Origin of the sequence: Sulfitobacter sp. G21635-S1, assembly GCF_027213915.1 — a bacterium.
GTDB lineage: Bacteria > Pseudomonadota > Alphaproteobacteria > Rhodobacterales > Rhodobacteraceae > Sulfitobacter.
In genome coordinates, this window is the sequence record NZ_JAPWGV010000003.1 from 164,626 (window position 1) to 178,679 (window position 14,054).

The window sequence follows — 14,054 nt, forward strand, 5'->3', positions numbered from 1 at the left end:
AAACCCAAGGCTGGCGGCGGCTCTTGTGCCTACATCGTTTCGGGATAGGCCTGAAACATCCCACATCACTTTTCGCCTGAGGCCGAAGGGAGCGGCAGCGAACAAGTGATTTAGTTAAATCACGAAGCGCTATAGGTCGGACGCTCTATTTGGGCGAGCGATTCACGTCAAGCGTGTGATTTGCCTTGAAAATGTCCATTTTGTTGCTTTTCGAAGATTGCGCGGTCTAAGCTCCGACCCATCGCAATTTTCGGGGTTTCCCCCCATTTTCAGGAGTTTTTCGACTTGTCTATTCGCACCAATAAATGCGCCAAATCTCTCCATGCTGTTGCAGCCGCCGCCTCGACCGCTTTTTTGTTTCCTGCCGCGGGCAGCGCTGAATATCTCAGTCTCACAAATCCATCCATCGCTTCGATGGTTTGCATAGGCTCAAATTGTTCGTCGTCGGAAACCTTCACCGGGGATGAGATCAGGTTCGAAGCGCCGACGATCAGCATTCTGTTTGATGACAGATCGAGCACTTCCAGCCTTCCCAATAACGACTGGCGTCTCAAGGCCAATGACGAAAACAGCTCGAGTGGCGGGGAAGAATATTTCGGCATCGTGGATGTGTCGAATAGCAATACCACGCCTTTCCGTGTCATGGCCGGGGCGCCGGAGAATGCTTTCCGGCTGGGGGCAACGGGCGATCTGGGGCTGGGCACCGCGATCCCGCAGGCCGATCTGCACATCACCGAAACCGATGCTGTCACTGTCAAACTCGACGTTCAGGGGGTCACGCCGCAAAGCTGGGAGATGGCCGCCACGCCAGATTCCTTTGCGATCAGCTACGATTCATTTACGGTGCAGCCGTTCCTGATTTCCAACGGTGCGCCCACGGGCAGTTTTACAGTTGATGCAACGGGTCAGATCGGCCTTGGCACGACGACGCCTGAAGAATTGCTGCACATCCGCACCGATGCCGTCGATACAGATGCCTTTGCGCTTTTCGATGCCAATGGGGCGGGCTCGGATTCCTCGTTCCGCCTGCGCCAGAACGGTGTTGTCCCCACCACATGGGAGTTCCGCAACCAGCAGGACTCAGGGCGTCTGAATATCGGCATCGTGGACGGCAACACGCCACTGAAGATTGACAATCTCGCCAACAACAACCTGCTGAAGCTGGGCCGCAACAACCGCCCGGACGAGGTGGTGGTGACCGGCAAGCTGGTGGTGAACAACACCGAGATGAATGTGCCGGATTACGTTTTTGAGCCGGGGTATGAGCTGCCCACCCTGGCCGAGATTGACGCCTTTATCGCCGACAACGGCCACCTGCCGGGCGTGCCTTCCGCCGCGGTGGTGGCCGAAACCGGGCTCGACATGACGCAGATGCAGCTGGCCCAGCTTGAAAAGATCGAGGAACTGACCCTGCATGTCATCGACCTGGGCAAGGCAAACGCCGAACAGCGCGACCGCATCGCGCAATTGGAAGGCATGGTCGCGACATTGATCGCCGACCACTGAACCCGGCCCGCCCTGTCAGACGCGCCGGACAAAGGCAGGTTTGACAGGGTGCCGCACTTCGCAATAACGTGCCGGCATTCGTCAGCGGGGGCGGCGGATGTTTTTATTGCGATCTTTCACACACCTTATTTGAGTGCCCCCGATTCATGCCGGGAGCATTATCTTGAAAACCTTCAAATCCTCCATCTTCTTTTCCGCTGCGCTGAACCTGCTGGGACCCGTGGCTGCCAATGCCGAATTGCTTTCGACCGACGATCCAACGATCAGGAACTTCCTTTGCGTCGGTCCCGGCTGCGCTGACGAGGAACTCAACGCCGGTGACGAGTTGCGGCTGAAGGGCAACAATGTGCGCATGCATTTCGACGACGATTCAACCGCCGCAGGTCTGCCAGACAACGACTGGAGAATCTCGATCAACGATAGCTACAACGGTGGCGAAGATTATTTCTCCGTCGTGGACGCGACCAATGGCACGGTCCCTTTCCGCGTCGATGCCGACGCCCCTTCCAACGCGCTCCGGGTGACATCCAGCGGCAGACTGGGGCTGGGGACGGCCATACCGGTGCAGGAAGTCCATATCACCGACACCACCGAACCCGGGATCCGGTTCGAACAAACCGGTGGGTCCTTACACGCTTGGGATCTGCGCGCGAACCAACTTGGTTTCTACCTTGTCGACCTGGAGACCTTCCATATTCCTTTCGAGGTGCGCGCCGACGCGCCTGAGGGCGCGCTCTTTGTCGAATCCGACGGTTCCGTCGGGATCGGCACCCGCGACCCGGACGAGCTTCTCCACATCCGGAGCAGCGCAGCGAACAGCGACGCTTTCGCCTTGTTCGAAGCGACGGGCAGCGGCTCTGACGCGGCCTTCCGCCTCAAGCAGAACGGGGTGACCCCCACGACCTGGGAATTCCGCAACCAGGAGGATTCCGGCCGGTTGAATGTCGGCATCGCGGGCGGCAACACCCCGTTCAAGATCGATAATGCCGCCAATAACAACCTGCTCAAACTGGGCCGCAACGGCAAACCGGATGAGGTGATCGTGACTGGCAAGCTGGTGGTGAACAATACCCAGATGAACGTACCGGATTACGTCTTTGCCGAGGATTACGCCCTGCGTCCCCTGGCCGAGGTCCGCGCCTTTATCGCGGCCAACAGCCACCTGCCGGATGTCCCTTCCGAAGCACAGATCAGGGCGGACGGTGTCGACATGACCAAAATGCAGTTCGCCCAGCTCAAGAAGATCGAGGAACTGACGCTTTACACCCTCGCGCAGGAAGACCGCATCACCGCGCAGGAGGCCGAAATCTCCGCTTACCGCGATGCGCTGGCGGCACTGACACAGCGGCTCGACAGGCTCGAAGCCGTAAAGTGACCCCATGCGGCGGGGCGGCCTGCGCGCCGCCCACCGCCCTTGGCAATATAAAAGGAAGTTGTGCACATTCCTCCGGCCCGCCCGGACGCCCATCGGAGTTTTCAGAAATGATTTTTAACACCAAACTGCCTGCCACTGTCATGGCTCTCTGCCTGCTGGCCCTGCCTGCAGGCGCGCAGACCGAATTGGCAACGGGCGATCAATATATCGACGGCCGGCTTTGCGTCGGTGTTGCCTGCAACGGAACAGAGCAATACGCCCTTCACAGCCTGATCATGAAGGACACCAAGCCCTCGTTGCTGTTCGAGGATACTTCGGTCAACGGCTTTCCGACGGCCGACTGGATCATCGAAGTCGGCGGCGATTTCCCCGAACGGCTGTATTTCCGCAGCCTCGACACCTTCACCACGCCCTTCCAGATCGAAGCTGGCGCGCCGAACAATGCGCTTTATATCCAGGACGACGGAGATGTCGGCATCGGCACCACGTTGCCCCAGAACCAGCTTCATATCGTCGGCGCCGGCTCCTCCGTCATCCGGCTGGAGAGTACCACCCCGGCACCTCAGTCGTGGCTGATGCAGGGCTTTCCGTCGATCTTCGCGATAACCGACATCACCAACGGCTCTTCGCTGCTGGGGTTGGAGACCGGCGCCCCTCCGGCGTCACTATATGTCGACGATGGGGGCTTTGTCGGGCTGGGCACCAACACGCCAGAGGAAAAGCTGCACATCGTCAGCAATACGGATGGCGTCGACGCCTTTGCTCTGTTCGATGCCCGGGGAGATCGGGCCGACGCGGCCTTCCTGCTGCGCCAGGACGGACAGATCCCGACCACCTGGGAGTTCCGCAATCAGGAAGATTCCGGTCGGCTGAACATCGGCATCGCGGGGGGTAACACACCGCTCAAGATCGACAATCTTGCCGACAACAACCTGCTGCGCCTGGGCCGCAATGGCCGCCCGGACGAGGTGGTGGTGACCGGCACCCTGGTGGTCAACAACACCGACATGAACGTGCCCGATTATGTCTTTGCCGAGGATTACGCCCTGCGCCCCCTGGCCGAGGTCCGCGCCTTCATCGACGCCAACAGCCACCTGCCGGAGGTGCCGTCAGAGGCCGAGATCAGGGCCAATGGCGTCGATATGACTGCCATGCAGATGACCCTGCTGAAGAAGGTGGAGGAGCTGACGCTCTACACCCTCGCGCAGGAGGAACGCGCGGCAGAGCAGGACAGCACGATTGCCCGCCAGCAACGCGAAGCCCGCGCGCAGGAAGCCCTGATCGCCTCCCTGGCGCGGCGCATCGAGGCACTGGAGGGCCACTGACCCCGCTTATGGAACGGGTCAGCATGCGAGACGACACCCCGCGCCGCAGATTGCGCGGGGCAGGGGTGCCGCTGTCATGCCATCAGCTGGAACCCGCATGGGCACGCTGACCAGCCCCATGGCCCCGTGACGTGGGGGTCGCGGAGCGCTTGGGCTGCCGGTATTGCGATTGCGCGGTGATCTGGCTGACCCGGCGGAACAGTTGATCCGGCGCGCGGCGCAGGCCAGTCTGACGCCAAACGGAACGGAGCCCGCCATGACCCCCTATGACATGATCAAATCACATCTCGATACCGCCGTGCCTTTCGCCACCCACACCGGTGTCGCCTTGATCGAACTCGGTGACGGCACGGCCAGCGCGCGGCTTGACCAGCGCAATGAGGTGTCGAACCACATCAAGTCGATGCACGCAGGGGCGATGTTCACCCTGGGCGAGGCCGCCTCGGGCGCCGCCATGGCCGGGGCGCTGGCACCGGTGATTCTGGATATGCGCCCGGTCGCCGCCACCGCACGGATCGCCTTTGTCAAAGTCGCGCATGGCACGCTGACCGCCCATGCAAAGACCTCTGCCCCCGGTGCAGAGCTGCTGGAACGGATCAAGTCCGAGGGCAAGGCAGCCTTTGACGTGACGGTGGATATTCGCGATGAGAGCGGTGACAGCGTGGCGGAGATGACCGTGAACTGGCATGTGAGCGCGGCGCGGTCGGCTTAGCGGCACCTGAGCCTGAAAACCTTCAGGTACTGCCCCGGTAAACGCAGCCGAATTTTTGTTGTATCTCTCGGTGTAGCTTTTTCCGCCGCGCGTCGGCTTCGGCGATGAGGGCCTGCAACTCGGTAATGACTTCTGCGGAAACGCTGTTTGACGTCATGGCAACAACCAGGGCCTTGGCCTGGATGCGGGCGGTCTCCCGCAGAGCAGGCTCAAAGAGCGCATGGGCGGCACGGGCGTTTTCCTGCGATATCCTGGTGGTTGCCGTGTCAGCGCAGCGATAGCTCAACGCGCCTTTGCCGTCCGAGGCAGGGAAAATGAAATCGCCGGACCCGGATGCGAACAAGCCGAGACCGCTGATTGCCATTGCAACCAGAATGCCAAGCCCACAAAAACCTGCGACAAGTCCGAATTTCATCAAAAACCGTCTGCTAATCGTTACCCGGTGGGCAATAACAGCGGAACGTGGCACAATTTTGACCTGTCGCCGCGGTTCCGGGCAAAACGCCTTATCGGCGGCGCTGCGGGATGCGCCCGATCCGATAAGCTGAAAAAGGCAGCTGTGGTAAGCCGGGCAGGACGCGAGGTCGTCGCGGTCGCTAACTGGGCCTGTTTTCTGCCACCCAGTCCTTCTCATACTCCGAGAAGTTATGCGGGCTCCTGCTCCACGTCGAGTTGCTCCTGACGATGCGGGCGGGGCTGCCTGCGGCGACGCAAAAGCTGTCAATATCACGCGTCACTGTGCTGCCAGCACCCACAATGCTACCGCGTCCTATCCGAACGTCCGGCATGATCAGGGCGCGCCTGCCAATCCACACGTGCTCCTCGAATGTCATTTCCCTGCGGCCCGCGCGCAAAATAAAGCCGCTATCAAGATCATGAATGCCATGCTGGTCGCTTGTCTGGACGATAATTTCATCGGACCAAAGGTTGTCCTTGCCGACTTTCATTTCCGCATTGTCCAGAAAAATCCGGGCATTATTGATGGTGATTCGTTCACCTATCCACAGGTTCGAGTTACGCCAAAAATTTACCACCGCCCTTAAATTGCCAGCGGTTTCAATAGTGCATCTGTGCTTCCCCGGACCAATACCAAACAGGATCGCGCCCGCGAAGTTCACATCGGAAATCTCCAACTGGAAACTTCTTTTGGAGGGCGCGGCCCCCATCGGGTTGATGCTGATCTTGCTCTTTGCAGCCCTGGAGCAGCGAACCTCGCCCTCAATGTGAAACCGGTCCTTTCCCTTTCCCAGGAAGTCGCGAACATCATACGTTTCAATCATTTTCTCGCCCTAAGGTTAAAATATGAACGGTGGGTATAGAAAGAAGCGGGCTTGATCAACGCAGTCCTTCAAAGACTAACCACGCCTACCGCAGCGGTGCTGTCTCGGCATCCTTCTCGCGGTACATAATTCGCTACAAAAAGGGCAATTGGCGGCATAATGGTAGGCCCGGCAGGACTTGAACCCGCAACCAAAGCGTTATGAGCGCTCTGCTCTAACCAATTGAGCTACAGGCCCGCCATGGGCGCTTGGGTATGCGCGGGGCGCGCTTTCGTCAAGGCTTACCGTTGCGCAAAAGGCGGCGATGCACTAACCCCGGCGCGAACGGGATCACTGCGCCGGGGGCCATGCCATGTCATCACCAAGAAACGGGATCACCTACGCCGATGCGGGCGTGGACATCGACGCCGGCAATACGCTGGTCGAACGGATCAAACCGGCGGCGAAACGCACCGCACGGCCCGGCGTCTTGTCGGGGCTGGGCGGCTTCGGCGCGCTGTTTGACCTCAAGGGGGCGGGGTTCACCGACCCGGTGCTGGTCGCCGCCACAGACGGCGTGGGCACCAAGCTGCGCATCGCCATCGACACCGGCAATGTGGACAGCATCGGCATCGACCTTGTTGCCATGTGCGTCAACGATCTGGTCTGTCAGGGGGCCGAGCCGCTGTTTTTCCTGGATTATTTCGCCACCGGCAAGCTGGAGCTCGATCAGGCCACGCGCATCATAGAAGGCATTGCCGCGGGCTGTGCCGCCTCCGGCTCTGCGCTGATCGGGGGCGAGACGGCAGAGATGCCCGGCATGTACCATGCGGGCGATTTCGACCTCGCGGGCTTTGCCGTGGGCGCGATGGAACGGGGCACCGAATTGCCCCGCGCGGTCCGTGAGGGCGATGTGCTGCTTGGCCTGCCCAGCGACGGGGTCCATTCCAACGGCTATTCCCTGGTGCGCAGAATCGTCGAGCTCAGCGGGCTGGGCTGGGATGATTCCTGCCCCTGGGCCGAGGGCACGCTGGGCGAGGCGCTGCTGACGCCGACACGGCTTTATGTCAAAGGTGCCGTGGCGGCATTGCGGGCCGACAGCGTTCAGGCGCTGGCTCATATCACCGGCGGTGGCCTGACCGAGAACCTGCCCCGCGTCCTGCCCGACACCCTGGGGGCCGAGATTGATCTGGGCGCATGGGACCTGCCCCCGGTCTTCAAATGGCTGGCAGCCGAGGGTGGCATGGCCGAGGCCGAACTGCTCAAGACCTTCAATTCAGGCATCGGCATGATCGCCGTGGTCTCCCCGGATCAGGTCGAGGCCGCCCGGGCCGCCTTTGCCACCGACGGCCACGCCGCGATTGAAATCGGCCGCATCACCCAAGGCAGCGGCGTAACCTACAAGGGCAGCCTGCTTTGACCAAAGGCGTTGCGATCTTTGCCTCCGGCGGCGGCTCCAACATGCGCGCGCTGGTGGCGGACATGACGGGCGATCACCCGGCGCGCCCCGCCGTGGTACTGTCCAACAACGCTGACGCCGGGTGCATTTCCTGGGCGCAGGGGCAGGGGATCGCGACGGTGGTGGTCGATCACCGGCCCTTCGGTGCGGACCGCGCCGCCTTTGAGGCGGCGATGACCGCGGCACTGGCCCCCCATGCGCCCGATATCATCTGCCTTGCCGGTTTCATGCGCAAGCTGACGGCAGGGTTCACCGATGCCTGGGCCGGGCGGATGATCAATATCCACCCCTCGCTGCTGCCCAAGTACAAGGGCCTGCACACCCATGCCCGCGCGCTGGAAGCGGGCGATGCGCAGCACGGCTGCACGGTACACGAAGTCACCGCTGCGCTGGATGACGGGCCGATCCTGGGGCAGGCCCGCCTTGACGTGGCCCCGGATGACACGCCCGAGACTTTGGCCGCAAGGGTGCTGACCCTCGAACACAGGCTTTATCCCGCCGTCCTGCGCCGTTTTGCCGCCGGCGACCGCAGCCCGGTCACCCTCAAGGGGTGACTGGCAATGATGCCGGACATGCTGTAGCTGTGATCAAACCAGCAGTCACGAAGTGAATTCATGAAAACGATCACCACCACCGCCGACCTGGCCGCCTTTTGCACCGAGGCCGCCAATCATCCCTATGTTACTGTAGATACGGAATTTCTGCGCGAACGCACCTATTATTCCAAACTCTGCCTTGTGCAGCTGGCAATGCCGGGGACAGATGACAGCAAGGCGGTGCTGGTGGATCCGCTGGCCGATGGCATCGAACTTGATCCGCTCTATGATCTTTTCCGCGACACCTCGGTGGTAAAGGTGTTCCATGCCGCGCGGCAGGATCTCGAAATCTTCTTTGTCGATGCGCAGGTCTTTCCCGAACCGCTGTTCGACACCCAGGTTGCCGCGATGGTCTGCGGCTTTGGCGAACAGGTGGGCTATGAAACGCTGGTGCGCAAGATCTGCCATGCCGGGGTGGACAAGACCTCGCGCTTTACCGACTGGTCGCGCAGGCCGCTGACCGATGCGCAGAAGAAATACGCGCTGGCCGATGTCACCTTCCTGCGCCAGATCTATGAATTCCTGCGCGACAGGCTGGAGGAAAGCGGCCGCGCCCGCTGGGTTGCGGAAGAGCTGGAGATCCTGACCAACCCCGGCACCTATGTCACCGCGCCCCGCGATGCCTGGAAACGGGTCAAGACACGCACCTCCTCGCCCAAGTTCCTTGCCGTGGTGCGCGAACTTGCGGCCTTCCGCGAGGATTACGCCCAGTCACGCAACGTGCCGCGCAACCGGGTCTACAAGGACGATGCGCTGATCGAACTGGCCAGCCTCAAGCCCGCCAACGCCGAAGAGCTGGGCCGCGCGCGCCTGTTGCTGCGCGAGGGGCGGCGGGGCGACGTCGCCGATGGCATCCTGGCGGCGGTCAAGGCAGGCATCGCCTGCAAGCCCGAGGATCTGCCCCAGCCCGACCGCAGCCGCGACAAGTTGCAGGTGAACCCCGCGTTGGCCGATCTGCTGCGCGTGCTGCTGAAGGCCAAGACCGAACAGGCCGGGGTTGCCGCCAAGCTGATCGCCCCCGCCGCGGATCTGGACGGGATTGCCGCAGGCCTGCGCGATGTGCCCGCCCTTTCCGGCTGGCGGCGCGAGGTCTTTGGCAATGACGCCCTGCGCCTGTGTGACGGGGAGATTGCGCTCACGGCCAACGGAAACGACGTAATCGTTGTTGAGGTCTGACAGCAGCTGAGGTCTAACAGCGGTCAAGGTTTCACACCAAACCCTTTGCAGGAGCACAAAATGTCGCAAATCACCCGCCACCACACCAACGCCCGGATGAGCCAGATCGTCACCCATAACGGCACCGTCTACCTTGCCGGTCAGGTCGGCACGCCCGGTGCCAGCGTTGCCCAGCAGACCCAGGATTGCCTCGACAACATCGACAAGCTGCTGGCCGAGGCCGGATCGGACAAATCCCGTATCCTGCAGGCGGTCATCTGGCTGGCCGACATGGCCGATTTCGAAGAGATGAACGGCGTCTGGGATGCATGGGTGCCAACAGGTCAGGCCCCAGCGCGCGCCTGCGGCGAGGCCAAGCTGGCCCGCGCCGATTTCACGGTCGAGATCATCGTGACCGCCGCCGCCTGAGCGGCTCCTTCGACGTCGAACTGTAACGGTTTGAAAAATAACGATTCCGCTGGCTTTACGGCGTTTCGGGATGGGCTTGAAACTTCCCATATCACTTTTCGCCCAGGGCCGAAGGGAGGGGCAGCGAACAAGTGGTTCAGGTATATCCCGAAGCGCTATAGGCCCGGCACTTTCGGCTGTCGTTTCCCTGATTGTGGCGCGCCGCGTGACGGAGTTTTTGAAAACTCCGGGCCGTTTTCTTTGAAGAAAACGCAAGGCTGGCGGCAGCACTTGTGCCTGGTTCCGGCGCTTTCGGCTGTCGTTTTCCTGACCGTGCGTTGCCGCGTGCCGGAGTTTTTGAAAACTCCGGGCCGTTTTCTTTGAAGAAAACGCAAGGCTGGCGGCAGCACTTGTGCCTAAGTCCGGCGCTTTCGGCTGTCGTTTTCCTGATTGTGGCGCGCCGCGCGCCGGAGTTTTTGAAAACTCCGGGCCGTTTTCTTTGAAGAAAACGTAAGGCTGGCGGCGGCGCTTGTGCCTACATCGTTTCGGGATAGGCTTGAAAGATCCAACATCACTTTTCGCCTGGGGCCGAAGGGAGAGCGAACAAGTGATTCAGGTATGTCCCGAAATACTATAGTGTCAGCGGCGGCGGCTTTCCTGGGCGTTCAGCGCCCCCTCGACCCGGATCACCCGGACATTGCGCAGCTGCTGATCGGTCAGTTTGCGCCCCGCGGTGACTTCACGGGTCGGTTTGGTGCCGACCGGCGTGTTCTTGTCGGGCCGCACACCTTCCAGACGATAGATCAGAACGCCGTCTACCGGCTCTTCCTCTTCGTTCTGGGGGGTCAGCTGCACCGCATAGATGCCCTGCCGCGCGGCCAGCCCGGTGGCCCGGATGATCGCACCGCCGGGAATGGGCTCCACCGTAAGATCGGTGATCTGTTCAAAGGGGCGGCCCAGATAGGGTGCTTCTTCCTTGCCGGCCCGCGAAAAGAATCCGCCGCCTTTCGGGATCAGCGGATTGGTCTGTTCCGGCGCGACAGAGGTTGCCACGGAGCGCGACTTGCCAAACCAGTTGAACGGGTTGACCCGACTGTCGCGGATCGCCCCACAGGCCGAAAGTGTGAGTGTGAGGACCGCCAAAAGGGTCAGGGTCTTGCGCATGGTGCCGCCTCGGGTGTTTTCTTGATCTTTGACTAGCCTATTCCCCGGTCCTTGGGAAGGGGGTGGACCTTTGCCGGGCTGCTGCTTACCTCTGACCACACGCGCAGTTACAAAGGACCCCGATCTATGGCCACCGCCGCATTCGAAGAACTTGTCGAGGATTTCGAATTCCTGGATGACTGGGAGGACCGGTATCGGCATGTCATCGACCTGGGCAAGGCGATGGATCCGCTGGAGGAAGCCCTGCGCGTGCCCGCAACCAAGGTGGACGGCTGCGCCAGCCAGGTCTGGCTGCACGCCCAGTTCGACGATGGCACGCTGCATTTCGACGGGGCAAGCGATGCGATGATCGTGTCAGGCCTGATCGCGGTGCTGCGGGTGCTTTACAACGGGCTGACCCCGGCCGAGGTTGTCGCCGTTGATGCGCGCGCCGAAATGGGCCGCCTGGGTTTGAACGATCACCTGTCGGCGCAGCGTTCCAACGGGCTGCGCGCGATGATCGAACGGATCAGAGAGACCGCCGCGCAGACGGCGTGAGGGCGGCAGCGTCGCGACGGCGCTGCAAATGTAGGATGAGCCGGACAGGGCCGCTGTCCTCCTGGCGTTTTGCCCACCCCGGATTGCCCCGCCCGGCCAGCGCCTCAGGTCGGTCCGGTGTTCGGGGGCTGAAGATCGGCCAGCGCCGTTTTCAGGTCACCATAGCCGGTATAGCGCCGCTCGAACGCCAGCCCCAGAATCCCGGCACAGGCGCGGGCCTTTTCCGTCAGTTCGGGGTCGTCGGTCTGCGCCTGATAGACCAGCTTTTCGTAATTGCCGAAATACATGTCCCGCAGTTCCGGATGACGGTCCAGCCCCATGGGTTTCATGATGAAGGCATCGAACTGACGGACCAGAAAGTCGGTCAGGTAAAAGCTGGTGAATTCTGCATCCGCCTTGGCGGCAAAGGCGTCGTTGCCTTCGAAAAAGCTGTAGCAATGGGGCCCTGCAACCATTTCGACCCCCATTTCCGCACAGGCCGCCTGCAACAACCCGCCGGTGCCGCAATCGGCATAGACCACAAAGATGCTGTCATAACGATCGCGGTGTTTGGCGACGCTTTCGCGCACGGCGGCGGTGATCTTTTCGGGGTAGAGGTGGTATTTGGCGGGCAGGCAGGTCAGGTCCAGATGGGTCCAGCCATTGGCCTGTTTCAGGGCCAGGATCTCGCGCGCCAGCGCCCCGCAGGCGATCAGCAGGATCGAGCCCGCGCCCTTTGCCCGCAGGCCGGTTTCGGTCAGCTGGTCGAGGTCGGGCAGGGGTGTCGCGTGGTCTGTCACAATTCTAACCAATGCGTGTGGGTGTCTCTGCGTCGTTGCACGCTGCCACGGAAGGCGCGTAACTGGCTAGGTCAGATACGACATTTCAGACAGGGATGGAACCAATGGCAGTTTACTCGAACAAGGCGGGATTGAACACGGGCACGCTTGGGCTGATGTTCATATCGGGCTGTTTCGCGACGATGGCGTTTGATCTCTGGGGGCAGGTGGTCAGCCCGGGCCTGGGCTTTGCCAATCTGTCGCCGCATGGGCTGGCCAAAAGCCTGTTTGGCGCGCTGGGGCTGCCGAATGGCGATTTCGCGGGCTATTTCATGCATTTCTATCTGGTGGGGCTGATCGGATACCCGGTGGGCTGGCTGTTTATCTTCAAACCGGTCTGGGACCGGGTGATCGGCAAGGGCCGGCCCTGGATCGTGCCGGCGGCGGTCTATGGCTTTGGCCTCTGGGTCTTTGCCATCGGCGGGATCACGGCGATTGCGGGCCTGCCGTTTTTCCTCAACTTTACCGGAATCACCTGGGTCGCTCTGGTGGGGCATGTCCTTTACGGCATTGTCATGGTGGCGGTGATGGTCTGGCTGACACGCGGCAGGGCCTGATCCTATTTCTGTCTGGACCGGCCGCGCAGCATCCGGACCAGCACAATGACCAGCAGGGCCAGCGGCACCAGCGCCATTGCGGATTGTGGCAGGCCAAGGGCAGGGGCGGCGAGCATAGCCAGCCAGATGGTGACCGCAGCGGCGGCAATCACCAGGGCAAGGAGCAGGGCAAGGTGCTTGAAGGGCATGGAACCTCTCTTTCAATCCCAAGGTAAGACTTGCCAGCCCATATAAAAGCCCCGTGCAGTCAGAAGCCGCGACAAGGGGCAGCTCCCCCGGATGCAAAAAGGCCCCCGAATCCGCTTCGGGGGCCTTGTCATTCAATCAGCCGGGCAGCGCACTCAGGCGGAGGCGGCCCTGTTGTGCTTGCGGTGCATCCAGGTCTTTGCGGTTTCCACCGCCACTGCGGCATCCCGGCAATAGGCATCTGCGCCGATGGCCTTGCCGAATTCCTCGTTCAGCGGCGCGCCGCCGACCAGAATGATGTAATCGTCACGGATGCCCTGTTCGACCATCGTGTCGATCACGACCTTCATATAGGGCATGGTGGTGGTCAGCAGGGCGGACATGCCAAGGATGTCGGCACCCTCGCGGTCCAGCGCCTCAAGATAGTTTTCCACCGGGTTGTTGATGCCCAGATCGACAATCTCGAAACCCGCGCCTTCCATCATCATGCCGACAAGGTTCTTGCCGATGTCGTGAATGTCGCCCTTCACCGTGCCGATCACCATCTTGCCGATGGTCGGCGCGCCGGTTTCGGCCAGCAGCGGCTTGAGGATGGCCATGCCGCCCTTCATCGCATTGGCGGCCAGCAGCACCTCGGGAACAAAGAGGATCCCGTCGCGGAAATCGGCACCGACAATGGTCATGCCGCCGACCAATGCTTTGGTCAGGATGTCATAGGGCTCCCACTTGCGTTCCAGAAGGATGTTTACGCCCTCTTCGATCTCTTCCTTGAGACCGTCATAGAGGTCGTCGAACATCTGCTGTACAAGCTCTTCGTCATCGAGTTCGGAGAGGATGATATCTTCGTCGTCAGACATGGTGGTTCCTTCTGCCGTCTGTGCAGGTGCGGTGCGCTTTTGCCTACATGTCACGAAATCCCCCGGTCAGAAGAGCGAATTGCGACATCGACCGCGTAAAGCGCGACGCGATCCGGTCCAGACTACGCTTTTTCGCGCAG

At 61.3% G+C, this 14,054-nt stretch carries 17 protein-coding genes and 1 tRNA gene; 10 read left to right on the top strand and 8 right to left on the bottom strand.

Features of this window, described 5'->3' with window-relative positions; all coding sequences use genetic code 11:
• Positions 1-269: 269 nt before the first annotated feature.
• Positions 270-602: a hypothetical protein gene (locus O4H53_RS04870; RefSeq protein WP_269361754.1), complete on the bottom strand. Its 333-nt coding sequence runs from the start codon at positions 600-602 to the stop codon at positions 270-272.
• A gap of 7 nt (positions 603-609) precedes the next feature.
• On the opposite strand from O4H53_RS04870, the gene O4H53_RS04875 reads away from it, so the two are divergent.
• From O4H53_RS04875 to O4H53_RS04890, 4 genes are all read left to right on the top strand, one after another.
• Positions 610-1,506: a hypothetical protein gene (locus O4H53_RS04875; RefSeq protein WP_269361756.1), complete on the top strand. Its 897-nt coding sequence runs from the start codon at positions 610-612 to the stop codon at positions 1,504-1,506.
• Positions 1,507-1,669: 163 nt separating this feature from the next.
• Positions 1,670-2,881, top strand: coding sequence for a hypothetical protein (locus tag O4H53_RS04880; protein WP_269361758.1), 1,212 nt, complete (start codon positions 1,670-1,672; stop codon positions 2,879-2,881).
• Between the two features lie 107 nt (positions 2,882-2,988).
• Entirely contained in the window at positions 2,989-4,206 is a 1,218-nt protein-coding gene (locus tag O4H53_RS04885) for a hypothetical protein (RefSeq protein WP_269361760.1), read from the top strand.
• A 256-nt stretch (positions 4,207-4,462) separates the two neighbouring features.
• Positions 4,463-4,918 carry a DUF4442 domain-containing protein gene (locus tag O4H53_RS04890; protein WP_269361762.1) on the top strand — a complete coding sequence of 152 codons (456 nt, stop codon included), beginning with the start codon at positions 4,463-4,465 and terminating at the stop codon, positions 4,916-4,918.
• A gap of 22 nt (positions 4,919-4,940) precedes the next feature.
• On the opposite strand, the gene O4H53_RS04895 is transcribed toward O4H53_RS04890, so the two are convergent.
• From O4H53_RS04895 to O4H53_RS04905, 3 genes are all read right to left on the bottom strand, one after another.
• Complete coding sequence (locus tag O4H53_RS04895; protein ID WP_269361763.1) at positions 4,941-5,333, bottom strand: hypothetical protein; 393 nt, start codon at positions 5,331-5,333, stop codon at positions 4,941-4,943.
• Between the two features lie 181 nt (positions 5,334-5,514).
• Entirely contained in the window at positions 5,515-6,198 is a 684-nt protein-coding gene (locus tag O4H53_RS04900; protein ID WP_269361764.1) for an acyltransferase, read from the bottom strand.
• Between the two features lie 160 nt (positions 6,199-6,358).
• Positions 6,359-6,435, bottom strand: a tRNA-Ile gene (locus tag O4H53_RS04905).
• 115 nt (positions 6,436-6,550) lie between these two features.
• Here O4H53_RS04905 and purM point away from each other — a divergent pair.
• Genes purM through O4H53_RS04925 form a run of 4 tightly spaced genes read left to right on the top strand, consistent with a single transcriptional unit; the run spans position 6,551 to position 9,816 of the window.
• Complete coding sequence (gene purM / locus O4H53_RS04910; protein WP_269361765.1) at positions 6,551-7,597, top strand: phosphoribosylformylglycinamidine cyclo-ligase; 1,047 nt, start codon at positions 6,551-6,553, stop codon at positions 7,595-7,597.
• Positions 7,594-8,190 carry a phosphoribosylglycinamide formyltransferase gene (gene purN, locus O4H53_RS04915; protein ID WP_269361767.1) on the top strand — a complete coding sequence of 199 codons (597 nt, stop codon included), beginning with the start codon at positions 7,594-7,596 and terminating at the stop codon, positions 8,188-8,190. The genes purM and purN overlap by 4 nt, the downstream gene beginning before the upstream one ends.
• Positions 8,191-8,250: 60 nt before the next feature.
• A complete protein-coding gene (rnd, locus tag O4H53_RS04920) occupies positions 8,251-9,408 on the top strand; it encodes a ribonuclease D (protein ID WP_269361768.1) in 1,158 nt (385 codons plus the stop codon).
• Between the two features lie 60 nt (positions 9,409-9,468).
• Complete coding sequence (locus O4H53_RS04925; RefSeq protein WP_269361769.1) at positions 9,469-9,816, top strand: RidA family protein; 348 nt, start codon at positions 9,469-9,471, stop codon at positions 9,814-9,816.
• A 618-nt stretch (positions 9,817-10,434) separates the two neighbouring features.
• Here the strand turns inward: O4H53_RS04925 and O4H53_RS04930 are convergent.
• Positions 10,435-10,959 (bottom strand): hypothetical protein, encoded by a 525-nt coding sequence (locus tag O4H53_RS04930; RefSeq protein WP_269361770.1) that lies wholly within the window; start codon positions 10,957-10,959, stop codon positions 10,435-10,437.
• Between the two features lie 126 nt (positions 10,960-11,085).
• Here O4H53_RS04930 and O4H53_RS04935 point away from each other — a divergent pair, with 126 nt between their 5' ends.
• A complete protein-coding gene (locus O4H53_RS04935; protein WP_269361772.1) occupies positions 11,086-11,496 on the top strand; it encodes a SufE family protein in 411 nt (136 codons plus the stop codon).
• 104 nt (positions 11,497-11,600) lie between these two features.
• Here the strand turns inward: O4H53_RS04935 and O4H53_RS04940 are convergent, their stop codons facing one another.
• Positions 11,601-12,275 carry a DUF1638 domain-containing protein gene (locus O4H53_RS04940; protein WP_269361774.1) on the bottom strand — a complete coding sequence of 225 codons (675 nt, stop codon included), beginning with the start codon at positions 12,273-12,275 and terminating at the stop codon, positions 11,601-11,603.
• A gap of 104 nt (positions 12,276-12,379) precedes the next feature.
• Between O4H53_RS04940 and O4H53_RS04945 the strand changes: the two genes are divergently transcribed.
• Positions 12,380-12,871 (top strand): hypothetical protein, encoded by a 492-nt coding sequence (locus tag O4H53_RS04945; protein WP_269361777.1) that lies wholly within the window; start codon positions 12,380-12,382, stop codon positions 12,869-12,871.
• A 2-nt stretch (positions 12,872-12,873) separates the two neighbouring features.
• Here the strand turns inward: O4H53_RS04945 and O4H53_RS04950 are convergent, their stop codons facing one another.
• Complete coding sequence (locus O4H53_RS04950) at positions 12,874-13,059, bottom strand: hypothetical protein (RefSeq protein ID WP_269361779.1); 186 nt, start codon at positions 13,057-13,059, stop codon at positions 12,874-12,876.
• A 153-nt stretch (positions 13,060-13,212) separates the two neighbouring features.
• Positions 13,213-13,914 carry a corrinoid protein gene (locus tag O4H53_RS04955; protein WP_114277321.1) on the bottom strand — a complete coding sequence of 234 codons (702 nt, stop codon included), beginning with the start codon at positions 13,912-13,914 and terminating at the stop codon, positions 13,213-13,215.
• Positions 13,915-14,054 lie beyond the last annotated feature (140 nt).